This window comes from Nocardia sp. NPDC056064, assembly GCF_042266925.1.
GTDB lineage: Bacteria > Actinomycetota > Actinomycetes > Mycobacteriales > Mycobacteriaceae > Nocardia.
Window position 1 is genome coordinate 1499645 of record NZ_JBHJWO010000001.1, and the last position, 24370, is coordinate 1524014.

Genomic DNA, 24370 nt, shown 5'->3' on the forward strand with positions numbered 1-24370 from the left:
CCCTCACACCAGCCAGCTCTTGCGCTGGAAGTACTCCGCTTCCGGATCGTCCTCGTCGTCGTAGTAGGTGTCGCGCGGCGCCGGACGCAGCGCGCGCATCGTGGCGTCGATCCGCTCCTGGAGCTGCCGCAGCAATTCGTCCGGCGGGCCGGGCGTGATGGAGATGTCGTCGGCGCTGAGCTCGTGCAGCAGGTAGCGGCCGTCGTTCGGGTAGTCGAGCCAGAGGAAGGCGCGACCGTCGTCGGTGGGCTTGGAGTCGAGGGCGAAACCGGGCAGCACCGTGATCTCCCCCATCCCGATGCGTTCGCGCCGGAAGAACCGCTGCATCTCCTCGACGGGCGAGAGCCGGGTGGGATGACGCCCGTAGGTCTGCTGCTCCATATCGCTGCGCCGTCCGTGGAACGGCCGGTGCGTCCCCGCCGAGAGCCTGGGCACCCTGGCGATCACCTCGGCCGCGATCCGATGCGACTGATGGGTGCTCACCGTGATGTCGGTGCCGTACTCGCGGGTGGGGCCGGGTCGCTGCACGGCCAAAGTGGCGGTGTGCCCGGTGATTCCGGCATGGATCCGGACCACCTGTGACTGGTCCGGCCCGTAGAACCCGTAGACTTCGATCCGCATCTCCGGTTCGAGCAGCACCGCGAGCGCGCTGTAGAGCGTCTCGTCGAACCGTCCGGCGAGGCGTTGCGCGGCGGTGGCGCGACTGCGTTCGAGGTCGCCGGGGAACTCCAGATCGCGCGGGAACCAGCTCAGCGGGTAGGGCAGCCGGTCGCGGCCGAGCGCTTCGAGGGCGATGGTGAAGGTGAGACCTTCCATCTGCCAGGTCGACCCGGTCATTCGCCGATCACCCCACCCGGCGGCAGCACGCGCGGCTGCACGCCGAGCAGTTCGGTCTCGCGATCCTGGATGAGGTAGTCGGGAATCTTGTGCTCGCTGTCGTCGTCACCTTTGCCGCGCGCGCCACCGGCGCCCATACCGCCCATGCCCGGCATGCCGTTGCGACCGCTGCTCGTGCCTGCGCCACCGCGCGCCGCTGCCCCCGTGCCTGCCGGTTGTCCGGGCACTCCGGCGACCGGGGTGCCCGCGGGTGTCCCGCTCGGCGTTCCACCCGGCGACCCGCCGCCGGGATTACCACCGGTGCCCAGTGGCGATCCGCCACCGGGCGTGCTCGGCGTGACACCCGCCGGTGTCGTGGTGTCCGGCGTCGTGCCCGCGGGCGTGGTGGTGTCCGGGTCGGTGGTCTCCGGGGTCTCGGTCTCGGTGTCTTCCGGATCGTCGGTGTCGTCCGTGTCGTCGGGATCGGTGTCTTCCGGGTCCGTCCCGGACGGGGTTGTCGGTGTCTCCGGGGTGGTCGTGGTCTTCGGCTTGTCGGTGTCCGACGGATCGTCGATGCCTTTGCTGTTCGGCTTGTCGCCGCCCGGATCGGTCGTGTCGGACTTGAAGGTGCTCACGGCAGGGGCGAGGACCGGCGTGTGCTCGTCGACATCCTTCGCGACAGGCTGATACACAGTCTTCATCACCTCCTGCGCCGCCTTCGACGACTCGTCGGCCCGGTACTTCGCCGTCTTCAGCAGCCCCGTGCCCGGAATCATCGCGACCGCCTTGTCGAAGGCGGACACGTCCTCCGGTTCACCGACAGCCGTTTTCGCGTGTCCCAGAGCCGTTTCGAGCAGATCGATACTGTTGGCCACCATCTCGAAGGTCAGCGCGAGCTTCTCGGCCTCGGTCCCGTAGGCACGCGTACTCTCCATCGCCGCCGTGGCCGACTTGCCCTGCCAGTGATCCTGAATGGCACGGTCGACTTCTTTGCGGAAGGTACTGACGGCCTCCCGCATCCCGCCGTTACCGCCCTCCCCCTCGTCGAGCCGCCGCCACCCGTTGGCACCGGAGTTGATGTCACTGGCCTTCACGGCAGGCTTACCGTTGTTGCCCTGCAACGCATCCCAGATGTCCTGATGCGACCACTGATCGAAGTCTTCGTGGTTGGTGACCTTCTGCCCCGCATACTGCCCGTCGAAGCGCCCCTGCAACATCGATCGCTCGGTACTGATGACCTGCTTGTCGTTGCCGAACTCGTTGTTCGCGTCCTGATTCCGCGACTTCTGCTGATCGGCGTTCTCGGAGGACTGGGAGTAGTTGTCGTAGACCTTGGCGCCACCGATGGTGATGATGGCGGGGAGGGCCACCGCGAACGGGAAGACCATCAGATCTCCCCTTCCTTCTGGCCGAGCTGGGTGCCGCTCTTCTGGTCGGAGTCCTTGAGTTTGCCGATGGCGGCGGCGTAGGTGTCACGCATGAGTTCTGCGATTTCTATGTGTTGCTCCAAGCGCTTCAACGCGGAGTCGGATGTGTTGTCGGCTTCGCCATTGATCGCCTTGTTCTGGAACTTCTGTTTCAAGACATCGGCAGAAGGAATGCCGCCGTATCCGGAAAGATGGCCTAGCTGACCGGCGTCCGCTTTTAGTTTGGCGAGCTTCGTCGCATATGTACTGCACGCAGCACGGAGCGCCTCACCTATTCCGTTCTCCATGCTGAACTCGCCAGCGACAGCCTGCTGCTTCAGTGTTTTCCATTGCGCAATATCCGACTCGATACCAGTGGCCACTATCGCCCACCCCCTATTGATTCCTTCACCGAGCAGAACCTAGTTCGGAAGATGTGGTTCAAGGTCCGTGGCATGCTTGTTCGCCATAGCGCACGTGTCCGAATCTTGCTGATCGCTCATCAACCAGTCCACGAACACTTCGAACATTCCCTGCTCCGCTTCGAACGCCACATAGCATCCGGTAGGAAGGGACTTCTCACGGAACACGAGCCCGGTTCGACCATTGACCGTCGCCTCACGAAGGTCGGTCACGGTGTCCTTGGCACGCGTCTCGTCGAGCGTATGACTCGACGACAGAACAGTCAGGACGTAGGCATCCCCCTCCGGATACCACGAACACACCCGCCAACTCGCCGGCCCCGACGGCGGATCCGTCACCGTCCGCTTCGACGCCGGATCGACCCCCGTCGCCCGCAAGACATCAGCACTGAGCTCGGTGCACGGGTTGTAGACCTCGATCTCGTCGATGTCGCGCACGGTCGTAGTCGGTGCGGTAGCGGTCCCGTCGACCGTCTCGTCACATCCCACGACACCCAGCAGGCAGACCCCGGCAAGCGCCGCACCCAATACTCGACCGTTCCGCACGAATCTCCTCAGATCCCCATCCGCGCCTGCGCGGCATCCACCACCACAGGCCGAACCCCCGCCACTACGCCCCCGGCGCACCGCAGTTCGGCGCCAAGAATACACCGCGACCCCCACCCACAGAACCTCCCGAATCTCCACAATCCGGCCGAGGCGGAAGACATCAAGGAGCACAGTGCCAGAGCGCATCGATCGGAAGCGCCCTGAGCCGGTCACCGAAGGGCAGCGAGTGCTGGCCGGTGTAGAGAACGTAGCCTGCGACGAAGCGATCACCGAGCCGGGCGGCGAGATGATGCAGACCAGAGAAGTCCCGACGTTGCAGCGTCGAAGCGGCCTTCACCTCGATACCAACGACTCGTCCATCGGCCGCTTCGAGAACGGCGTCGACCTCCACCTTGTCCTTGTTCCTGTAGTGCCACAGTGTGACTCGCTCGCTGTTCCAGGTGAGTTGCCGTGCCAACTCCATCAGCACGAAGTTCTCCAGGACCGTGCCGGCCGCCCCGCCGGGGTCCGCGAGGCGGCTCGGGCTCTGGCCCAGTAGGTGACCGAGGATTCCGGTGTCGACGAACGCCAATTTGGGCGTGCCCGTGGCGCGATAGGCCGGCCCGCCGGACCACGCGGGAATCGACTTGATCAGAAACACCGCCTCGAGTAAACCCAGGTACCGGGCAACCGTGGTGCGATGAACTTCGAGGTCCCCCGCCAGGGTTCCAGGAACCAGCAGACCACCGGCACGTGCGGCGAGCAGCTGGAGCAGCTTGCGCACCTGAGTGGGGCGTTCGACGGCGACGAGTTCGCTGACATCACGCTTGATGAGCGTGTCGAGGTAGTTCTCGAAGAACGCCGCGCGCCGGCGCTCAGTGCGCCGCACCGCTTCCGGAAAACCACCGACCACTGCCCGGTCGAGGTAGTCGCGCCGTTTCAGCGCAGAGTCACGACCCAACCGCGGCCCGAGTTCGAACGCAGCATCGACGAACCGATCGGGACCGTTCTCCAGCTCGCCTTGGGAGAACGGCCACAGCTCGATCGTCTCCATCCGACCGGGCAGTGCGTCGGGCAGATCCTTCAGCGCCAGTATCTGCGCGGACCCTGTGAGGAGGTATCGGCCGGGCCGGCTATCGGTATCCACGTCGGCTTTGATCGGCAAGAACAACCCCGGAGCACGCTGCACCTCGTCGATGACCAGCAGCCCCTCGTGCTCGATGAGCCCGGTCGGGTCCTCGAGCGCCGCCCGCAGGGTGACCGGATCATCGAGTGTCAACGCACGGACGGGCTCCCGCTGCGCAGCGACGATGCGCGCCAGGGTGCTCTTCCCCGCCTGCCGAGCACCCGCAATCGCCACCACTCGCGTGTCATCCAGCGATTCGCTGACGTTGGTGCGCACATTTCGAGCGATAATCGATTCTGAGGTCATCAGGCTATCATTGCAGTTCAGCGCGCTGTATGCACACTTAGCCGAAGGTTCCACGCACGCCTGGCCGATATCGACGTGCACGGATAGACGCGCACCCCATGCACGCTTGGACGACCACGGAGCGTCGCCCTTCAACTTCATCGACCGGGATGCTGACGACCCCCGCATCCCGCCACGCGCACCACTCTTGGACGCACAGTTCCGCCTCGAGGTTCCGTCGAATTCCCCACACCGGAAACCGCCCCTGATTCCGCTACGCTGAGCGACTGGCACCAAGTGCCACCGATCGTCCGCACCGGCTCGCACCGCGCCGACGACCGGTCCGATCAGAATCGGCACCGCAGGTCGCGAGCATCTCCGACCCGGTGGCACAGGGCTTCACCGGGGGTGGGACAACGATGACAAGTGCAGGCGGTGCCGGGGAAATCAACATCTCCCCCGACCAGATCAAAACCCACGCCACCAACGTCACATCGGCTGGTTCCGGGCTGACCGAAGCATTGGAAGCCGCCCAAGCCGTCTCGGCCCCCTCCGACGCTTTCGGCAAACTGTGCGCCTTCCTCGGCCCCCTGTTCGTCGACTCGGTCGAAACCGACGGGATAGACGCCATCCAGGCCGCGATCACCGCCTTCGGTGACACCAGCTCGAACCTGACCGCGGTCGCCGACGCGTTCACCTCCCGCGACACCACCAACGCCGCCGCCCTGAAGTCGCAGGAATCCGGGCTCTGATGGCCGCCAATCCCCTGATCGCCACCAAGGAAGACACCACCGACTGGTCCACCGGGATCAGCCTGGTCTCCTCGGTCACCGACCTGTCCGACGCCATCTCCGGCGGCTCCTGGATCGACGTCGGCCTCGGCGTGGTCGGCCTGGCCGCCGAAGCGGTATCCCTGGTCGTCGACCCCCTGGGCACCCTGGCCGCCTACGGCGTCGGCTGGCTGATCGAACACTGCCAACCCCTGCAAGACGCCCTGGACTGGATCGCCGGCGACCCCGCCCAGATCGAGGCCTACGCCAAAACCTGGGACAACGTCGCGGCCCGCATCAGCGAGGTCGCCACCGCCCAGAACTCCGCGGTCACCACCGACGTCGCCGACTGGACCGGCCAAACCGCCACCGCCTACAAGAACGCCGCCGCCAACACCACCAACCTGCTCACCGCCGCCAACACCGCGGCCACCACCGCCGCCTCGGCGATCCGCCTCGCCGGCGGTGTCGTCGCCGCGGTCCGCGAAACCGTGCGCGACCTGGTCGCCCAAACCGTCGGCCGCCTCGCCGTCTGGGCCGCCGAAGCCATCTTCTCCCTCGGCTTGGCCACCCCCGTGATCGCGGTCCAAGCCACCGCCTACATCGCCAAGACCGTCGCGATGATCTCGAAACTGTTCTCCCGCCTGGCCAAAACCATGGCCAAACTCAAGCCACTGCTCAAGCAGCTGAAGAACGCCTTCGGCGACATCGCCAAAGCCTTCAAGAAGACCCCGTCCAAGGGCGGCAAGACCACCGACGACATCACCACCACCAAACCCGCCAACACCAAGAACGGCGACTCCCCGACGACCCCGTCGAACGTCAAACAAACCGATTCCCCGACAACTCCGTCGACGGTCAAAGACCCCGGCACCACCCCCGATACCCCGAGCGCAACAACACCGGAAACCAAACCGGCCAACAATCCGACCGTCACCGCCAACACCGACAACCAACTGCCCAACCAGAAGGAAACCGGGTCACCGGAGGCGAACAAGACCACCAAACAAACCATCGATTGCGGCGACCCCGTCGACGCCGCGACCGGCGAGTTCCTCCTCCCGGAAACCGACGTGAGCCTGCCCGGTGTCCTGGCGCTGGTCCTGACCCGCCGCCACCGCTCGTCCTACCGGTTCGGTCGCTGGTTCGGCCCGTCGTGGGCGGCAACGCTGGACATGCGCGTGGTCGTCGATCAGGTCGGCGTGAAATTCGTCGGCCCCGACGGCGAACTCTGGCAGTTCCCCCACACCGCCCCCGACGTCCCGGTCCGCCCCGTGCACAAGGGCATCCGCGCGACGATGACCCGCACCGAAGCCGGCGGCTACCACGTCCACGACCCCGAACGCGAAATCACCTGGGGCTTCCACCCCGATCCCGTCCTGGCCGGCCTCGACACCCAACTCGGCAACTACGCCATCACCGAGATCACCGACCGCCACCACAACCAGATCCGTTTCCACTACAACGGTGACGGCACCCCCACCCACATCACCCACACCGGCGGCTACCGCGTCGAGATCGATACCGCCGACGGGCGCATCACCGCACTCACCGTCACCGGAACAGCATCCGACGGCACCCCCGTCGCGACTCGCGTTCGCGAATTCGGTTACACCGCAGGCAACCTCACCTCCGTCATCAACGGTGTCGGGGCCATGACCCAGTACCGCTACGACAGTGACGCGCGCATGCTGTCCTGGCGCGATTCCCGCGGCACCGAGATGGTCAACACCTACGACCCCTCCGGCCGCGTCGTCGAACAGGTCGGCACCGACGGAATCCTCTCGGCCACCCTCGCTTACGAGGACGTCCCCGGCTTCAACCGCACCCGCACCCATCACACGAATTCCCTCGGCGCCACCACCATCTTCGAATTCGACGAAGAACTGTGCCTGCGCAACACCATCGACCCGCGCGGCGCGAGCACCCTGACCGACTACAACGAATACCGCCAACCGGTCCGCCACGTAGACGCCTACGCCAACACCACGATCTACCTCTACAACGACGACGGCGACCTGGTCCTGCTCCGCCGCCCGGACCAGCAAACGATCACCATCGGCTACGCCGCACCCCACCGCCCGTCCCTGGTCACCGACGTCGACGGCTCGACCATCGCCCGCACCTACGACGAGCACGGCAACCTGACCAGCGTCACCGACGCCGACGGCATCACCACCACCTACACCCACCACAGTTGCGGCGCACCGGCATCGATCACCCTCTCCACCGGGGCGACCACCGTCATCGAAATCGACAGCGCCGGGCTCCCGATCCGCATCACCGAACCCAACACCGCGATCACACTCATCGAGCGCGACGTCTTCGGCCGCCCCGCCAGAATCACCGACGCCCTCGGCAACATCAACACCCACCACTACTCGGTCGAGGGAAAGCTACTCGCCCACACCGACCCCGAGGGCGCGACCCAGTCGTGGACCTACGACGGTGAAGCCAACCTGCTCACCCACACCAACCAGATCGGCGCGCTGACCCGCTACACCTACGGCAGCTTCGACCTCGTCGCCACCAAAGAAGCCCCCGACGGCACCGTCACCACCTATACCCACGACACCGAGCGCCGCCTCACCACCGTCACCAACCCCCTCGGCGACACCTGGACCTACGAATACGACATCGCCGGCAACGTCTGCACCGAAACCGACTACAACGGCTCGATCACCCGAACCGACCACGACCTACTCAACCGGCCGACCGTCATCACCACCCCGACCGGTGTACAGCGTCGTCAGTCCTACGACGTCCTCGGCCGTTTCACCGGAGTCAGCACCGACACCGGCGAATGGATCACCAACACCTACACCCCGACCGGCCACCTCATCACCGCTCGAAACGGCCTACACGACTCCACAATCCACACCGTCACCTTCGACCGCACACCAGCAGGCAGGCTCCAGGCCCAACACGTCGACGGACACACCACCACCTCCTACGTCCACGACACCTACGGCCGCCGCACCGGCTACACGACTCCGAGCGGAGCGACGACCACCTACGAACGCACCGTCACCGGCCAGGTATCCGCCCTCACCACCCACGGCCACCGCTTCGACTTCACCCACGACCTGCTGGGGCGCCAGAACAGCTGGCACACCACCGGAATCGGCCAACACAACACCTACAGCCCAGCTGGACACACTCTCAGCCGTGAACTCGTCCAACTCGACCCCCGCACGAGCACTCCAACCCACCTGATAGAACGGGATGACTACGGGTGGCGCCCCGACGGATATATCACCACCCACACCACTACGACGCCGACCACGAACCGCCGCCGCGACTACACCCTCGATGTGATCGGCCGCATCGGCAACGTAACGGCACCGGGTGTCGGCGTCACTGAGCAATACACCTACGACGCTCTCTCGAACCTCACCACCACTCGGCTTCCCAGCCAGCCGATCCCCTCGCACTCCGATGCTTCTGTGCTGACTGGCCATTCCGAATTCGAGTACCGAAACAATCTACTTATCCGCGCCGGTCGAACCCGCTATCACTACGACGCTGCCGGCCGCTTGATCCGCAAGGAAAAGACCCGGATATCGCGAAAGCCCGCTGTCTGGCACTACCGCTACGATGCCTTCGATCAACTTATCGAAGTTGGCACACCCGACGGCACGATCTGGAATTACACGTACGACCCTTTGGGCCGACGAACAACAAAATTCAACCACGATATCGGCTCTTACACCTCCTTCACATGGGATGGTGTTCATCTTTCAGAACAATCGACAGCTACTGCGTCAGCGACACAGACTCGCACATGGACGAACCATCCCACCACACACGTCCCACTCACCCAGTCCGTTGACGACCAGTTCTGGGCGATAGTCACTAATCTTCAGGGCGCTCCGACCCACCTGGCCGAGCCTGCTACAGGCGATATCGAGTCGACAACGACCACCGACCTTTGGGGTCGCACGACTTGGGTCGGCACCGATGCGCCTCACCGTTTCCAAGGACAGCAATACGACCCCGAAACCGGCCTCCATTACAACTACCATCGATATTACGACCCCGAGACCGGGCGATACCTCACGCAGGACCCACTTGGACTGTCCCCCGCCGCCAACCCCATGACCTACCCTCACAACACGATGGCTTGGGTCGACCCGCATGGCTTGGCACCCAGCGAATGCCGACAGGTCCACTACACGGGCAGCCAAGGAACCGGAAAGGACCTGAAACGCACTGGTGAAGTAGGCACCGATCGCTGGCAGTTCAACACAGGCCACGGATACGATCGAGCCCATACTGGACCTGGCGGCGTTCAGAACGACCTGAGAACTACAGGTATGACGGCAGATGAAATCGAACAGGGTATCGTGTCGGATGTCTATGACCATATAGACAGCGGAGGCACCATCCCACAAGGTGGCACTCCCGGGTTTAGCGGCCCTCTCGAACGAAATGTTGTAGTCAACGGTCACAATGTCGGGTATCGAATTATGCAATCACCCGATGGAGTGTATCGACTTGGAACCTATTGGCTGAACTGATGGGATGAAGCAGATGGCCGACCTCGCGAAGATTGCCCGTGAACTGATCCGAGAAAGTAATGACTCCTCACAACAGCAAGTTTCGGATGCGGCGAGGGAATTTATTGAAACCGTCACCTTCTCCAGTTCAACCGAAATTTCCGCAATGCTTCGCAGAGAAATCGGCCTGGATTGGATGGCACTGCCGGTGTGGGCACGAAATTTGAGTTATCGACTCGCTTGCCTACAGGATCCGGAAAACGCGGAGCTGTTGAATGAGGCAGCGATAGACCTATATAGTTTTGGCCCCGACTGGGACGATCACGCAAGCGAATTAGCCGAACACGCGCGAGCCCTGAAGGAAGAGGGAACGAGCTAGTGTCTTGTGATGCTGTTTGTTGACATGAGTAGTGAGCCATTCTCAACCTGCCGGTGAACGATGTTGCCCTGCAACATGATTGACGCTACACCCTCGCGCAAACCGGCAAAGCCCCTGGTAAGTGCTTCTAACGGGTTCGGTCGGGCAGCGGTGAGACATACTGCGGTGCAGGATGTTTCGCCGTGGCAGCACCTGGCTCGTGGATGATGAGTTCCGGGCGGCTATCGAACCGCTACTACCGATGAAACCCGCAGGAACACCGGGTCCGGCCCAACATGACCCGAGGCTGGTGATCCAAGGCGGCTTGTTCGCGTCGCTCACCGGGATCGGAGGGAAGGCCTGCCCCAGGAACTCGGGTTCAGGTCCGGGACGACGTGTTGGCACAGGTTACGGGACTGGCAGGCAGCAGGGGTGTTCGAGACGATGCACCAAGCGGTCCTGAACCGCAGCAACGCCGCCGGGTTGATCGAATTCGACCGCGTTATGATCGACGGCTCGCACGCGCGGGCGAAAATGGGGGCTCCGCGACAGGACTGAGCCCGGCAGACCGCGCCAAGACCGGTTCCAACATCACGTGCTGACCTGCGGGAATTGGTTCCCGCTCGCCATCGAGTTCTCCGCGGCCAACGTCGACGACCACCTGGTGCTGCCGCTCATGCTCGATCGGGTTCGTCCCTTGCATGGACGGCCGGGGCCACCGCGCCGCAAAATCAAGCCGCTCATCGGTGACAAGGGCTACGACTACCCCAGCCGTGTGCCGAGCTGGGACATCGCCGGATCGCCGGCTACACCCCTCGCCGAGGAACCCGCGAGAGTCACTGCTGGCCGCTCGATCGTGGAGCAGACCTTCGCTCTCTGTTCCACGAGTACCGGCGCTTGGCGGTGCGGTGGGAACGCCGCGCCGACATCCATTACGGTTTCCTGAGTTTCCGTGCCGCCCTGATCTGTTGGCGACGAGTCAGCAACCGAACCGTTAGGAGCTCTTACCCCGAAATCCCAACGCCCGAACTGACCCAATGGGTTTGACGCCATGCACCGAGTCTGGAAGGCATTCCGCCGCAGCAACTAACCGTGACATCGGCGATCTCGGCAGAGTCGTCTCCCAGTCTGGAACAAACGCAGCGGGAGGTCGGATCTACACTTCGAACGGGAGGATCAGCAAGGACGACTCTTCGCGGGGTTGGTGAACAACGGACTGATGCGGGGCGATTACATCCACATTTTCACTGGCACTCACGGATTCCCCGATGGCACAATAGTTCCGGACTCTAGCATGTATGCCGACGATGTCGGGAGATTCGGAGATTTGACAGGGGTCACCGTTCACGGTGCTGCCTCCATGTCGCCTGACGAGATAGGCGAAGTTCTCCAACGTCCAGGAGACTATTATTGGCGAATTCTGCAATAGCGCGGCATGCCTGGGGCCCTACCCACAAGGAAGTAGAAAGTCACATGAACAGCGATCGAGAAAGTACTCGAAACCGTGAATACGTCGGAATCATCTGGATTGGAGATAATCCGGGAGTTCGATTGCGGATATCGGCCGCATCTGCCGATGAGGCGTGGGCGCGAGTTATTGCCGAGTACGGCGCGGGGCACACTATTTCGCTGTGGAACGAAGATGATGCTTCAAAGCCTCGCTAGGACGTATTTTGTTAGGTAGGTCATTCTGTAGGTGCTCGGCATACCCGAAACTCGGTGGGACTTCGGCGCCATGTCGAGACACCGAGTAGGTAGCATGTCGCCACCACCGAGGTCAGTGCCCGCTCAGCGCGTTTGCGGCATTCGAGCAGCCAGTCCGGAAAGTAACTAACCGACCACAGTTTCGGTATCGCGACGTCCATGGTGCCGACACGGGTGTCGGAATCGCGATGGCGGTAGCCGTTTCGGCGGTTGACCCGATTGTCTCCGTGTTCGCCGTAACCGGCGCCGCACATGGTGTCGGACTCGGCGTTCATGATCGTGTGGCCGAGGTTCGACAGCGTCTCCTTCGACAGATCGGGGCTGGCTGCGGCGAGTTACGTCGAAGGACTTTCACAGCCGGATTAATGGAGTAGGGCATGAGCGAGTCGAAATACGCTCGAGAAATCAAAGACGGTTTTCTCGAGCGCAATATCATCGGACAATCCCCGGCAGAGACTGTCGAGCTATGTAGAAGATCTAATCGCGGAAGGGAATCGTCGAGAGATCGTCCTCGAGGAGTTGACGGAGTACCTGATGGAGCTTCGTGTGCTCGATCGCGAGCTCGACGAAGACATAGTCATGGACATAGTGGATAGATTCGTCGGATGGACAGCACCGGGGACCGAACTTTGAGAGGATGTCCCATGTCGGGACGGTTGCTGCCGTCCTCGTTCGGGGTTACCGTTCCGACGGGACATCACCGGTCACGCCTTGGCCACAAGTCACGGCTGTTGCGAAAGCACGAAAGCAATGGATGACCTTGACGGACTCCCATTTCGGTACTCGGACAGCACATACTCCGCTGTTCACATTTGCGACGACGACAATCCAAGCGAGACCGGTCGAGTCGACGACCCCAACACTGCAGTACCTGGAAAGCAGTGGCACGCTCAGGGGCCGGGTAGAGGGTCTCCAGGTAGCAATATGGATGGAACTTTCCACGACGGTAACCCGAGATGGGGCAACAAGGTGCCGAGTTGGCTACAAGAGTACGGGTGGAACGGGTGAATACTACCGAGATATTTGAGGATCATCGACCAGAGTTTGAGCGGCTCGCGCACACACAGGAATTTGTAAACTTCGCAGACAATTCCAAAATCTCACAACTCGACGAACTCCCCATATATTCCCGAGACAGCGAAGTAGCTTTCTTGGATAAATACGATACTCCCACCAGAAACCGCGTGCTTATATATGCCACATTCACACTTCTGAAGGAAGCGTTGACCCACCAACGGCATGCCGCCTGGCCTGATGGCTATCTACACATGGTTTCCATACCCGGCTGGTGGGAGCGGGAGCCGTTCGGCGCCGGCCTGATGGAAAACGATGGGTCCCAGTGGCTTCTTCAGCCACGACTCTGGATCGGGAACTTCAATAGTACGGTAGTGGCGGATAACTTTCGGATGCACCAGGGACTCAGCATTGCCGCAGATTTTACGCGGTCCGCACTTCCGATCGAGTCCAAAGAACACGTATTCGAATCGTACAGCCGGCAATATGGCGATGAATCAGAAAGGATCGAACGCGTGTACATCACCCTTCCCGGAAGTCCTGAATCGATAATCGTGATGGACAGCTGATGTGAGGGACTCCGGAGCGCCTGACAGTCAGGCGAGATGACCTTCAAGAATAGGTGTTCGAGAATACCTGATGCCGATCTTCACCTATGGCTCGATGTCGCTGGAAGATCATCTGATTCTCTAGACTGCCCCGAACGACACCGGCTGATGGCTGCTCGAGTGCGCTGTCGGTGGTTCCCATACCGAAGTCGGCCTGCGTGTGGGTGTATCGCGAGCGACCGTGCGCAAGTGGCGAGTTCGGTTCGACCACGACCGCATCGAGGAACTCGCCGATGAGCCCAGGCCGGGGAAGCCTCGCGTGACCACGAACCAGCAGGTCGACAAAGTGATCGGCGCGAGATTCGAATCGACTCCACCACAGGGAGATACGCACTGGACCACCCGGTCGACGGCCGATTCGAGCGGGTTGAGCCAGTCCACGGTGTCACGAATCTGGCGGGTGTTCGCGCTCAGACCTCATGTGGTGCAGACATGGAAATTCAAGAGGATTTCCATGTCGTGACGGTTGCTGCCGTCCTCGTTCGGGGCTACCTTCCCGACGGAACGTCACCGGTTCACGCCTTGGCCACACGTCACGGCTGTGGCGAACGCGATGACGGATCGCGATGGACCACGCCTCACACTACTTTCGGCGGTCTCCCGAAGCAGGCTCTTGATGGCGGGACGATCACTGATTCTTTCCGAGCAGACGGTGCTCCAGGCCGACTATCCGGGGCTCAGCCCAGGACGGCTCGGGGGTCGGGGAGGTAGTGGCGGGCGTTGTTTTTGACGGAGCCCCAGAGAGCCATGCCGATCATCGGGGTGTTCTGGGCGATGAGGAGGTGGCGGGCGGTGAGGTCGATGAGGGCGGGGACTACTACCGTGCCGAAGCTCATGGGTTTGTTGGTGACGGCGGGGATGGCTGCGGGGTGGACTCGTTCGGAGATGAGGGCGGCTACTGCGCAGGCGCCGCCTTTGACGGCGAAGGCGCTGGGGCGGCGGATGGAGCGGGCGAATTCGTCTACCTGGCGGGTGAAGCCGGCGACGGTGGCGGGGGAGATTTCGCCGGCGTAGCCGACGCAGACGGCCAGTTCGATGGGGTTGAGGGAGCTTTTGATGACGGCGCCGATGCCGATCGTGGACCAGACGGGGCCCAGCCAGTTCTGGCTCACCTGGAGGCCGCCCATGCTCATGTGCTGGGCTGCTGCGGCGCGGTAGGCCTGGACCGCGGGGCTTTCTTCGGGCCCGGCGGGTGAAGGAGGCTGTGGGGCAGCGTGATTCGGCTGCGGGGCGCCGTAGTGGCCGGGGTTCGGTTGGCCGTAGGGTTGCTGGGTGTACGGCTGCGGTGCGCCGTAGGGCGCGGGCTGGTAGGGCTGCGGTGCGCCATGGGGGGCAGGTTGCGGGGAGGGCGCGTAGTGGCCCGGTTGCTGCGGGTACGGCTGGGGGGCACCGTAGGGGCCGGGCTGGGGTGTTCCGTACGGACCCGGCTGCTGCGGATATCCGAACTGGTCCCCTGGGCCGCCTGACGTCATGTCCCCTCCTCCATCCGGACTTCCCCGACCATCGGACCCTACCCGCCCTCCCGGGCGAGTGCCGACGGGGTCGGCCTGGAGACCACCGCACAGCGGTCGGCTATCCCCGTTGACAGCGCGAGTCTGCGCCTCCGTCCGGGCTGTTGGCGGTGCTGGTGGACGAGTTGTTCCGGTCGCCGGTGATCAGCATCAATATCGCGAAGGCGGCGCTGGGGGTCACCCATCGTGCGGCGACGGCGAATATCGAGAAGCTGGTCGCCGCGGACATTCTCGTCGAGGTGACCCGGGGGCGGCAGCGGTTCTTCGCGGCGCCGGAAGTGCTCGATGTCATGGGTGGCGGTTGAGTCTGCGGGGTGCGACGCGTATCCGGCATTAGCATCGGTTTCTCGGCACGACGACTCGGCGGCAGGCGAGGAGTGAGCGATGGGCGAAGCGGTGCGGGGTGGGCTCGATCTCGATGCGGTGTTCCGGGCCGCGCTGGCCGGACTACCCGCGCCGAGCCGGGTCGACGCCGCGGACGCGATCGATGCGGCGTTCGGGCTGGAGCTGTTCGATTCGCAGGTCACCAGTAGGCATCTGGATCTGGCGGCGCGGCGGTTGGGGATGGCGCGGCAGGGGTTCTACAGCATCGGGTCGTCGGGGCACGAGGGGAATGCGGCGGTGGCGGCGGCGTTGCGGGTGGATGATCCCGCGCTGTTGCACTACCGGTCGGGGGCGTTCTTCGTGCAGCGGTGCGGGCAGATCGCGGGGGTTGATCCGGTCCGTGATGTGTTGTTGGGGGTGGTGGCGGCCGCGGCGGATCCGATTTCCGGTGGGCGGCACAAGGTGTTCGGGAGTCGGGCCGCGTCGATCATTCCGCAGACCTCGACCATCGCTTCGCATCTGCCGCGGGCGGTCGGGTTGGCGTTCGCGCTGGATCGGGCTGCGCGGCTGGGTGTTTCGTGTCGGTGGCCGGCGGATGCGGTGGTGGTGTGCAGTTTCGGGGACGCCTCGGCGAATCACTCGACCGCCACGGGGGCGATCAATGCCGCTGTGCACGCCTCGCAGCAGGGGGTGCCGATGCCGGTGCTGTTCGTCTGTGAGGACAACGGGCTGGGGATCAGTGTGCCGACGCCGCCGGAGTGGATCGAACGCGCTTACGGTCCGCGTCCCGGACTCACCTATCTGGCGGCTGACGGGACCGATCTGCCCGATGTGCTCGGTGCGGCCGAGGACGCGGTCGCGTTGGTGCGGACCTGGCGGAGGCCGGTGTTTCTGCATCTGCGGATGGTGCGGCTCGGTGGGCACGCGGGGTCCGATGTCGAAGCCTCCTATCGTCGTCCGGGCGAGATCGCCGCTGATCTCGCCCGTGATCCGCTGCTCGGCACCGCGCGGTATCTGATCTCGGCGGGGATCGCCGATGTGGATGGGCTTCTCTCGCGGTACGACCGGGTCGGTGCTCGGGTCCGGGAGGTCGCCGATCAGGTGGTTCACGAGTCGCGACTCGACTCCGCTGCCGCGGTGATCGCGCCGCTCGCACCGGCACACCCGGACGCGGTCCGCGCGGACGTCCTGCGACGCGAAGGTCGCCGCAACGCACGAACAGGGACTGCCGGGCAGCCACGGCCTGACGGCACGACCAGCGCCGGGGCCGTCACCGGGGCCAAGGCCGACACAGTGAGCGGGGCGGGAGCCGGAGCCGGAGCCGGAGCCGGAGCCGGAGCCGGAGCCGGAGCCGGAGCCGGAGCCGGAGCCGGAGCCGGAGCCGGAGCCGGGACGACGGTGGACCCTGGCAATACCCCCGCACCAGCCGACAACCGATCCGACCCGATGACCCTCGCCCAGGCGATCAACCACACCCTCGCGGATCTCCTCGAGCGTGACCCCGATGTGCTCGTCTTCGGCGAGGACGTCGGCCGCAAAGGCGGGGTCTACGGGGTCACGAAGGGGCTGCGTAAGCGGTTCGGTTCGCGGCGGGTCTTCGATACCTTGCTCGATGAGCAGGCCGTCCTGGGGACAGCGCTCGGCACCGCGCTTGCCGGATTCGTGCCGGTCCCGGAGATCCAGTACCTCGCGTATGTGCACAATGCGGCCGATCAGATTCGGGGTGAGGCGGCGACGTTGCCGTTCTTCTCGGACGGGCAGTTCCGTAATCCCATGGTGGTGCGGATCGCGGGGCTGGCGTATCAGAAGGGATTCGGCGGGCACTTCCACAATGACGATTCCCTCGCGGCACTGCGTGATATCCCCGGGGTGGTGGTGGCCGTGCCTGCCCGGGCCGACGACGCGGCGGCGATGCTGCGGACGTGTGTGTCTGCGGCGCGGGTGGATGGGCGGGTGTGCCTGTTCGTCGAGCCGATCGCGCTGTATCACACGCGGGATCTGCATCCGGGGGACGAATCGTGGGTGGCCCCGCCGAATACGGAGCATCTGCCGATCGGGAGTGCTCGTGTCTACGGAGAGGGTATGGATCTGACGATCGTCACCTTCGGCAACGGGGTGCCGATGAGTCTGCGCACCGCGGATCGGCTTGTCGCGGAAGGGATTCACGTGCGGGTGCTCGATCTACGCTGGCTGAATCCGCTGCCGGTCGATGATCTGATCCGTCATGCCGGAGCCACGGGCCGGGTGCTGGTGGCCGACGAAACACGCCGCAGCGGTGGGGTTTCCGAGTCGGTGTTCACGGCGCTGATCGACGCGGGATATTCCGGCGCGCTCGCCCGGGTCACCAGCGCGGACAGCTTCGTGCCGCTCGGGCCCGCCGCCGAGACCGTCTTGCTGAGCGAAGGCGCGATCGCGGATGCGGCGCGTCGGCTACTCGGCTGAGGTCAGTACCGGAAGCGGTACCACGGCCCTTCGTGGTGCGTGTACTTCGCCTCGTACTCGCCGGTGCGCACGGGCGGTTCCCCGTTCGGCATGTAGGCGAAGCCTGCCGGGCCGATGAGGCCCATGTGCGGCACCCACAGGAGGCAGCCGTCGTCGGCCGCGGAAATCGTGCTGACCTCGATGACGCCGATCCGGCGGTCACCGTCGTCGGCCGCGCAGGTGCGGGCGGCCTGTTCGAATGCCGATTCCGACAGCATCCAGCCGAGGCGCTGCGGCAGTCCGCTCCAGGCCGCGCCGAGCGTGAGCACCGCGAGCAGGGGTGCGAGCAGGCTGACTCGTCCGGCCCGATCGGCGACCCACCCCGCGACGGTCCATACCGCCCACACCAGACCGAGCAGGGCCAGAACGAGACCCCGATCGAGCCAGTCGCCCCGGCTGAGCACGGCCCACAGGAAGGCGAGACAGCACACCGCTACCAGCGCGACGATCACCCACGAGACAACCGTCCACCACGTCGGGCGCCGCTGGGTGTCCTCGTCGACGGCATCCGGAAACAATCCCCCACCACTCATGACGACACCCTACCGACTGCACGAAAACAGCCGGTAGGGCGCGAAAAAGGGGGAATGCGGCGTGATCAGCCGAACTTGATCTCCAGGCCGATGCCGAGGATCGCGATGAGCCAGACCAGGCCGACGAAGATGGTGATGCGGTCGAGGTTCTTCTCGACAACCGTGGAGCCCGACAGGCTCGACTGGACGCCGCCACCGAAGAGGCTGGACAGGCCGCCGCCCTTGGCGCGGTGCAGCAGCACCAGCAGCACCAACAGCACGCTGGTGATCACAAGGAGGATATCGAGGAACAGCGACATGGCGTTCATCCTAGGTGGTCTGCGGCCGACTGGTCTAACCAGGCTCGACCGCGACCAGGTGGGAGACGGTGTCGGGGCCCGCCGAATAGTGGGCGACGGTCTCCTCGATCTCCCGGTCGCGGGCGGTCAGGCGCACCTGGTGCTGGTGCATGTGCTCGGCCCAGGACCGCACCACGAACGCCTCGACATAGCGGTCGACCACGCCGACGTCGCGGTAGAGCCGCCATTCCATGGCGCCGGTCCGCTGCCGGGAGCGCCCGACCATGGCCATGGCGGCGGTGAAGCCGGGCACCTCGGCGGGCGGCACGTCGTAGCCGCGCATGACCAGGACGGGCCCGTCGGCGGCATCGGGTTCGACCACCAGCTGCGGTTCGGGCCAGAAGGCGGCGGGTGAGAGGTCGATGTCCTCGACGTTGTGCCGGATCGGCCACCACATCGTGCTCACCGCGCAGCAGGCCAGCAGTCCGGCCGCGACGAGCAGGGCGGTGACGGCACCGTAGGCGCCGGCGACCAGGCCCCACAGCAGTGAGCCGATGGCCTGGCCGCCCATGAACACCAGCATGTAGACCGACAGGCCGCGGGCGCGCACCCAGGCCGGCAGCAGCAGCTGCATGGTGGAGTTCAGTGTCGCCATGGCCAGCAGCCAGGCCAGGCCCGCGCCGACCAGCAGGATCACCACGATGACCACGTTGTGCACCAGGGCGGTGGCGACCGCGCCCATCCCGAACAGCACGGCGGCCAGCGCGAGCCGCTGGGTCGGGGTGAACAGCACCCGCAGCCGCGACAGGCCCAGCGCGCCGCAGACCGCGCCGAGGCCGAGCGCACCCAGCAGCAGGCCGTAGCCGTCGGAGGCCAGGCCGAGGCGGTCGTGCGCGATCACCGGCAGCAGCGACCACACCGCGCTGGCGGGGGCGATGAACAGGATCGCGCGGAACAGCACCCGCCGGATCGCGGGCGCGGCGCGGATGAAGCGGGTGCCTGCCTGGAGGGCGGCCAGCGGGCGCTCGCTGGGCAGGGTGTGCGGGCTGGTCTGCCAGGTCGACACCAGCAGCACCGCGACGATGCCGACGAACGACAGCGTGTTGAAGGCGAACACCACCGTCGGCCCGGCGACCGCGACGATCACCCCGGCCACGGCGGGCCCGACCGCGCGGCCGATATTCACGCTCATGCTGCCCAGCGCGGCCGCCGACGGGATCTGCTCGCGGGGGACCAGCTCCGGCTGGATCGCCTGCCAGGCCGGGGCGGTGAGCGCCTGGCCGCAGCCGAGCAGGAACAGCAGCGTGAGCAGCACGGCCGGGGTGGTGTGGCCGGTGGCAGTGAAGACGGTGAGGGTGAGCGAGGCCAGGGCCATGCCGGTCTGGGCGCCGAGCAGTAGTCTGCGCCGGTCGACGAGATCGGCGAGCACGCCGGACGGGATCGACAGCAACATCACCGGCAACGCGAGCGCGGTCTGCACGAACGACACCAGCGCCGCCGCGTTGGGCTGGTCGACCAGGATCCACTGCGCGCCGACGGTCTGCATCCACGTGCCCAGATTCGACACGAGCTGGGCGATCCACAACGCCCGGTACACCGGCGAACGCAGCGGCGCCCAGGTGGAAATCGGCTTCACGGGCGCGCTGGTCACTCGCCGAGCATATCCCCGGCGACCACGCCGTCACCGCTGCGGCGACGGCGGCGTCGCCGGGAGATCGGGCGATGGATTCCGCGCACAGCGCGCGAAAACCGCCGTCGCCGCGGCTGCTCGCGCTCTCGTCGCTCCCCGGATCACGACGACCCGGCACGTACGATGGCGCACATGTCGGCAACCCTGCTCCGCTTCGCCGCGCTGTGTGTGCTGGCCGCCACCGCGGCCACCGCGTGTTCGTCCTCCGATTCCGGGGACACCACCGACGACACCGCGACCCCGATGGGCCACACCTATGTCTCCACCGAGGTCGACGGCGACACCATCCCCGGCGGCGGCCCGATGACGCTCACCTTCGCCGACGGGCGCATCTCGGCGAACTCCGGCTGCAACACCAGCAGCGGCACCGTCGACCTGAGCGATCACATCCTGCGCACCTCCCCGCTGGCGGGCACGCTGATGGCCTGCGCGGGCGGCCGCGAACGCGCCGACACCTGGCAGAACTCGTTCCTGGAATCCGGCCCGCGCTGGCGCCTCGACGGTGACCGGCTGACGCTGACCGGCGAGACCGTCACCGTGCACCTCACCGACAAGAAGGTGGTCGACCCGGACCGGCCGCTGCTGGGCACCACCTGGATCGTCACCACCATGCTCACCCCGGAGGGTCAGATCCGCTCGACCGTGCTCGACGAGGTGAGCCCGAATCTGACCATCGGCGAGGGCGGCACCGTCGCCGGGATGGCGGGCTGCAACCGCATCACCGGGACCGCGGGTGTCGGCCCGGGCGACGCGGTGAACTTCGCCGTGGCCACCACCCGGATGATGTGCGCGCCCGACGTGATGGAGGTCGAGCAGAACGTCCTGCGGGCACTCGACGGCCGCACCACCGCCACCATCGACGCCGATCAGCTCACGCTACGCAACGACAACGGCTACGGCCTGGTGCTGCGCGCCCAGTAGTCGCGGAAAACGAAGGGCCGGACACCGATTCGCGGAGTCCGGCCCTTCGGCGTTCGATACCCGATCAGGGCAGCGGGCCGCCCGCGGCGATCGCCGACAGGGTGGCGAACTCGTCGCCCTTGAGCGAGGCACCGCCCACCAGCGCGCCGTCGATGTCGGTCTGGCCGACCAGCTCGCCGACGTTCTTGGCGTTGACCGACCCGCCGTAGAGCACGCGCACGCCCGCGGCGACCTCCGGCGAGGCCAGCTTCTCCAGCTCGCCACGGATCGCGCCGCACACTTCCTGCGCGTCGGCCGCCGAGGCGACCTTGCCGGTGCCGATGGCCCACACCGGCTCGTAGGCGATGACGACCTTCGCGATCTCCTCGGCCGAGAGCCCCTTCAGCGAACCGCGCAGCTGCTCGAGGTTGTACTCGACGTGCGTGCCCGCCTCGCGGACGCCGAGACCCTCACCGATGCACACGATCGGGGTGATCCCGTGCTTCAGCGCCTGCTTGGCCTTGGCCAGCACGGTGGCGTCGTCCTCGCTGTGGTACTGCCTGCGCTCCGAGTGCCCGACGACCACGAAGGTGCAGCCGAGCTTGGCCAGCATGGCCGCGCTGACCTCGCCGGTGTAGGCACCGGACTCGTGGGTCGACACGTCCTGCGCACCGTAGGTGAGCAGGAGCTTGTCGCCCTCGATCAGCGACTGCACGCTGCGGATGTCGGTGAACGGCGGGATGACCGCCACATCGACCTTCGCGAAGTACTTGTCCGGCAGCGCGAAGGCCACCTTCTGCACCAGCGCGATGGCCTCGAGGTGGTTGAGGTTCATCTTCCAGTTGCCCGCGATGAGCGGCTTGCGTGCGGCCATGGCTCAGGCCTCCAGTACCGAAATACCGGGCAGCTCTTTGCCTTCCAGGTATTCCAGGGACGCGCCACCACCGGTGGAGATGTGCGAGAAGCCGTCCTCGGGCAGGCCCAGGGTGCGCACGGCCGCGGCCGAGTCACCACCACCGACGACCGTGAACGCGCCCTTACCGGTGGCGGTCACGATGGCCTCGGCGACGCCGCGGGTGCCGTCGGCGAACTTCTCGAACTCGAACACGCCCATCGGGCCGTTCCAGAACACGGTCTTCGCCTCGGTGAGCAGCGCGGAGAACCGGGCCACCGACTCGGGGCCGATGTCCAGACCCATCCAGCCGTCGGGGATCTCGGTGGACGCGACGGTCTTCGACTCGGCGTCGGCCGCGAACTTGTCGGCCGCGACGATGTCGACGGGCAGGTGCAGCACGTCGCCGAAGCGCTCGAGCAGGCCCTTGCAGGTGTCGATCATCTCCTCCTGCAGCAGCGAGGTGCCCACCGAAAGGCCCTGGGCGGCAAGGAAGGTGAAGCACATGCCGCCACCGATGACCAGGGTGTCGACCTTGGGGGCCAGCGCCTCGATCACGGCGAGCTTGTCGGAGACCTTGGAGCCGCCGAGCACCACCGCGTACGGGCGGGCCGGGTCCTCGGTGAGCTTGCGCAGCACCTCGACCTCGGCGGCGACCAGCGTGCCCGCGTAGTGCGGGAGCTGCTGGGCCACGTCGTAGACCGAGGCCTGCTTGCGGTGCACCACACCGAAGCCGTCGGAGACGAAGGCGCCGTCGTCGCCGACCAGCTCGACGAAGGCGGCGGCCAGCTTGGCCCGCTCCCCCTCGTCCTTGCTGGTCTCGCGCGGATCGAAGCGCACGTTCTCGAGCAGCAGCACGTCACCGTCGGTGAGGCCCTCCGAGCGCGAGAGCGCGTCGTAGCCCACCACGTCACCGGCGAGCTGGACATTGCGGCCCAGCAGTTCGGCGAGTTTCGCGGCCACGGGGGCCAGCGAGAACTTCGGGTCGGGCTCGCCCTTCGGACGGCCGAGGTGGGCCATCACGACCACCTTGGCGCCGGCCTCGACCAGCGCCTGGATGGTGGGCACCGAGGCGATGATGCGGCCCGGATCGGTGATCTGTCCCTGCTCGTCGAGCGGCACGTTGAGGTCGGAGCGCACGAGGACGCCACGGCCTTCGACGCCGTCGGACAGGAGGTCTTGGAGTGTTTTGACAGTCATATTTTCAGAGAGACTTACCCACGAGATCGACAAGGTTGGCCAGGCGGTTGGAGTATCCCCACTCGTTGTCGTACCACGACACCACCTTGACTTCGTTGCCGATGACCTTGGTCAGCGGCGCGTCGTAGATGGACGAGTGCGGGTCGGTGACGATGTCACTGGAGACGATCGGGTCCTCGTTGTACTTGAGGATTCCCTGCATCGCCCCGTCGGCGGCAGCCTTCATCGCGGCGTTGACCTCCTCGACAGTAACCGGCCTGGACAGCGTAGCGGTGAGGTCGGTGACCGAACCGGTCGGTACCGGAACGCGCAGCGCGTAGCCGTCGAGTTTGCCCTGCAGTTCGGGCAGTACCAGGCCGATCGCCTTGGCGGCGCCGGTGCCGGTGGGCACGATGTTCAGGGCGGCGGCGCGGGCGCGGCGCAGGTCCTTGTGCGGCGCGTCCTGCAGGTTCTGGTCCTGGGTGTAGGCGTGGACGGTGGTCATCAGACCCTGCTCGATGCCGAAGGCGTCGTTGAGAACCTTGGCGATCGGGCCGAGACAGTTGGTGGTGCAGGAGGCGTTGGAGATGATGTTCTGGGTGCCGTCGTACTTGTCGTCGTTGACACCCATGACGATGGTGATGTCGTCGCCGGTGGCCGGCGCGGAGATGATGACCTTCTTGGCGCCCGCGGACAGGTGACCCTTGGCCTTCTCCGCGGCGGTGAAGATGCCGGTGGACTCCACGACGACGTCCACGTTCAGGTCCGCCCAGGGCAGCGCGGACGGGCCCTCCTTGATGGCCAGGGCCTTGATGCGCTGCTCGCCCACGACGATGGTGTCCCCGTCGACGGAGACCTGCTGGGGCAGCCGACCCAGGATCGAGTCGTATTTCAGCAGCGTGGCGAGGGTGTTGATGTCGGTGAGGTCGTTGACCGCGACGATTTCGATGTCGGTCTCGCCGACAGTTTTCAGGGCCTCCACGGCGCGGAAGAAATTCCGGCCGATCCGGCCGAAGCCGTTGATACCTACCCGGACAGTCACTTGT

At 65.4% G+C, this 24370-nt stretch carries 20 protein-coding genes and 1 pseudogene; 8 read left to right on the top strand and 13 right to left on the bottom strand.

Features of this window, described 5'->3' with window-relative positions:
• Nucleotides 1–3: 3 nt before the first annotated feature.
• The 5 genes from ACFC06_RS06890 to ACFC06_RS06910 all read right to left on the bottom strand — a co-directional run bounded on the left by ACFC06_RS06890 (nucleotide 4) and on the right by ACFC06_RS06910 (nucleotide 4604).
• Nucleotides 4–837 carry an ESX secretion-associated protein EspG gene (locus tag ACFC06_RS06890; RefSeq protein ID WP_375928646.1) on the bottom strand — a complete coding sequence of 278 codons (834 nt, stop codon included), beginning with the start codon at nucleotides 835–837 and terminating at the stop codon, nucleotides 4–6.
• A complete protein-coding gene (locus ACFC06_RS06895; RefSeq protein ID WP_375928648.1) occupies nucleotides 834–2204 on the bottom strand; it encodes a hypothetical protein in 1371 nt (456 codons plus the stop codon). Before ACFC06_RS06895 ends, ACFC06_RS06890 begins: the two co-directional genes overlap by 4 nt.
• The gene (locus ACFC06_RS06900; RefSeq protein WP_375928650.1) at nucleotides 2204–2605 is read right to left on the bottom strand and encodes a hypothetical protein; all 402 of its coding nucleotides are present in this window, start codon (nucleotides 2603–2605) and stop codon (nucleotides 2204–2206) included. Before ACFC06_RS06900 ends, ACFC06_RS06895 begins: the two co-directional genes overlap by 1 nt.
• A gap of 39 nt (nucleotides 2606–2644) precedes the next feature.
• Nucleotides 2645–3190, bottom strand: a complete 546-nt coding sequence (locus ACFC06_RS06905) for a DUF3558 domain-containing protein (protein ID WP_375928652.1) — start codon at nucleotides 3188–3190, stop codon at nucleotides 2645–2647.
• Nucleotides 3191–3353: 163 nt separating this feature from the next.
• Nucleotides 3354–4604 carry an ATP-binding protein gene (locus ACFC06_RS06910; protein ID WP_375928654.1) on the bottom strand — a complete coding sequence of 417 codons (1251 nt, stop codon included), beginning with the start codon at nucleotides 4602–4604 and terminating at the stop codon, nucleotides 3354–3356.
• 398 nt (nucleotides 4605–5002) lie between these two features.
• Between ACFC06_RS06910 and ACFC06_RS06915 the strand changes: the two genes are divergently transcribed.
• Genes ACFC06_RS06915 through ACFC06_RS06925 form a run of 3 tightly spaced genes read left to right on the top strand, consistent with a single transcriptional unit; the run spans nucleotide 5003 to nucleotide 10231 of the window.
• The gene (locus ACFC06_RS06915) at nucleotides 5003–5335 is read left to right on the top strand and encodes a type VII secretion target (RefSeq protein ID WP_375928656.1); all 333 of its coding nucleotides are present in this window, start codon (nucleotides 5003–5005) and stop codon (nucleotides 5333–5335) included.
• Nucleotides 5335–9873, top strand: coding sequence for a DUF6531 domain-containing protein (locus tag ACFC06_RS06920; RefSeq protein ID WP_375928658.1), 4539 nt, complete (start codon nucleotides 5335–5337; stop codon nucleotides 9871–9873). Before ACFC06_RS06915 ends, ACFC06_RS06920 begins: the two co-directional genes overlap by 1 nt.
• Before the next feature lie 4 nt (nucleotides 9874–9877).
• On the top strand, nucleotides 9878–10231 hold the full coding sequence (locus ACFC06_RS06925) for a hypothetical protein (protein WP_375928660.1): 354 nt from the start codon (nucleotides 9878–9880) through the stop codon (nucleotides 10229–10231).
• A gap of 1709 nt (nucleotides 10232–11940) precedes the next feature.
• Here the strand turns inward: ACFC06_RS06925 and ACFC06_RS06930 are convergent.
• A pseudogene (locus ACFC06_RS06930) lies at nucleotides 11941–12249 on the bottom strand (transposase); the annotation flags it as partial.
• Between the two features lie 660 nt (nucleotides 12250–12909).
• Here ACFC06_RS06930 and ACFC06_RS06935 point away from each other — a divergent pair.
• Nucleotides 12910–13497 carry a hypothetical protein gene (locus tag ACFC06_RS06935; RefSeq protein ID WP_375928662.1) on the top strand — a complete coding sequence of 196 codons (588 nt, stop codon included), beginning with the start codon at nucleotides 12910–12912 and terminating at the stop codon, nucleotides 13495–13497.
• A 199-nt stretch (nucleotides 13498–13696) separates the two neighbouring features.
• Nucleotides 13697–13999 carry a helix-turn-helix domain-containing protein gene (locus ACFC06_RS06940; RefSeq protein WP_375928664.1) on the top strand — a complete coding sequence of 101 codons (303 nt, stop codon included), beginning with the start codon at nucleotides 13697–13699 and terminating at the stop codon, nucleotides 13997–13999.
• A gap of 214 nt (nucleotides 14000–14213) precedes the next feature.
• On the opposite strand, the gene ACFC06_RS06945 is transcribed toward ACFC06_RS06940, so the two are convergent.
• Nucleotides 14214–14669 (bottom strand): hypothetical protein, encoded by a 456-nt coding sequence (locus ACFC06_RS06945; protein ID WP_375928666.1) that lies wholly within the window; start codon nucleotides 14667–14669, stop codon nucleotides 14214–14216.
• Between the two features lie 494 nt (nucleotides 14670–15163).
• Here ACFC06_RS06945 and ACFC06_RS06950 point away from each other — a divergent pair, with 494 nt between their 5' ends.
• Nucleotides 15164–15352: a hypothetical protein gene (locus ACFC06_RS06950; protein WP_375928668.1), complete on the top strand. Its 189-nt coding sequence runs from the start codon at nucleotides 15164–15166 to the stop codon at nucleotides 15350–15352.
• A gap of 79 nt (nucleotides 15353–15431) precedes the next feature.
• Nucleotides 15432–17813, top strand: coding sequence for a thiamine pyrophosphate-dependent enzyme (locus ACFC06_RS06955; RefSeq protein ID WP_375928670.1), 2382 nt, complete (start codon nucleotides 15432–15434; stop codon nucleotides 17811–17813).
• Between the two features lie 2 nt (nucleotides 17814–17815).
• Here ACFC06_RS06955 and ACFC06_RS06960 read toward each other — a convergent pair whose 3' ends face one another.
• The 3 genes from ACFC06_RS06960 to ACFC06_RS06970 all read right to left on the bottom strand — a co-directional run bounded on the left by ACFC06_RS06960 (nucleotide 17816) and on the right by ACFC06_RS06970 (nucleotide 20314).
• Nucleotides 17816–18385 (bottom strand): hypothetical protein, encoded by a 570-nt coding sequence (locus tag ACFC06_RS06960; RefSeq protein ID WP_375928672.1) that lies wholly within the window; start codon nucleotides 18383–18385, stop codon nucleotides 17816–17818.
• Nucleotides 18386–18450: 65 nt separating this feature from the next.
• Nucleotides 18451–18684 carry a preprotein translocase subunit SecG gene (secG, locus tag ACFC06_RS06965; protein WP_278264278.1) on the bottom strand — a complete coding sequence of 78 codons (234 nt, stop codon included), beginning with the start codon at nucleotides 18682–18684 and terminating at the stop codon, nucleotides 18451–18453.
• Nucleotides 18685–18718: 34 nt separating this feature from the next.
• On the bottom strand, nucleotides 18719–20314 hold the full coding sequence (locus ACFC06_RS06970; protein WP_375928674.1) for an MFS transporter: 1596 nt from the start codon (nucleotides 20312–20314) through the stop codon (nucleotides 18719–18721).
• 171 nt (nucleotides 20315–20485) lie between these two features.
• Between ACFC06_RS06970 and ACFC06_RS06975 the strand changes: the two genes are divergently transcribed.
• Entirely contained in the window at nucleotides 20486–21274 is a 789-nt protein-coding gene (locus ACFC06_RS06975; protein WP_375928676.1) for an META domain-containing protein, read from the top strand.
• Between the two features lie 64 nt (nucleotides 21275–21338).
• Here the strand turns inward: ACFC06_RS06975 and tpiA are convergent, their stop codons facing one another.
• The 3 genes from tpiA to gap are packed head-to-tail and all read right to left on the bottom strand — an operon-like array spanning nucleotide 21339 to nucleotide 24366.
• A complete protein-coding gene (gene tpiA, locus ACFC06_RS06980; protein WP_375928678.1) occupies nucleotides 21339–22127 on the bottom strand; it encodes a triose-phosphate isomerase in 789 nt (262 codons plus the stop codon).
• Between the two features lie 3 nt (nucleotides 22128–22130).
• A complete protein-coding gene (locus ACFC06_RS06985; protein WP_375928680.1) occupies nucleotides 22131–23345 on the bottom strand; it encodes a phosphoglycerate kinase in 1215 nt (404 codons plus the stop codon).
• 4 nt (nucleotides 23346–23349) lie between these two features.
• Complete coding sequence (gene gap, locus ACFC06_RS06990; RefSeq protein WP_375928682.1) at nucleotides 23350–24366, bottom strand: type I glyceraldehyde-3-phosphate dehydrogenase; 1017 nt, start codon at nucleotides 24364–24366, stop codon at nucleotides 23350–23352.
• Nucleotides 24367–24370: the final 4 nt, after the last annotated feature.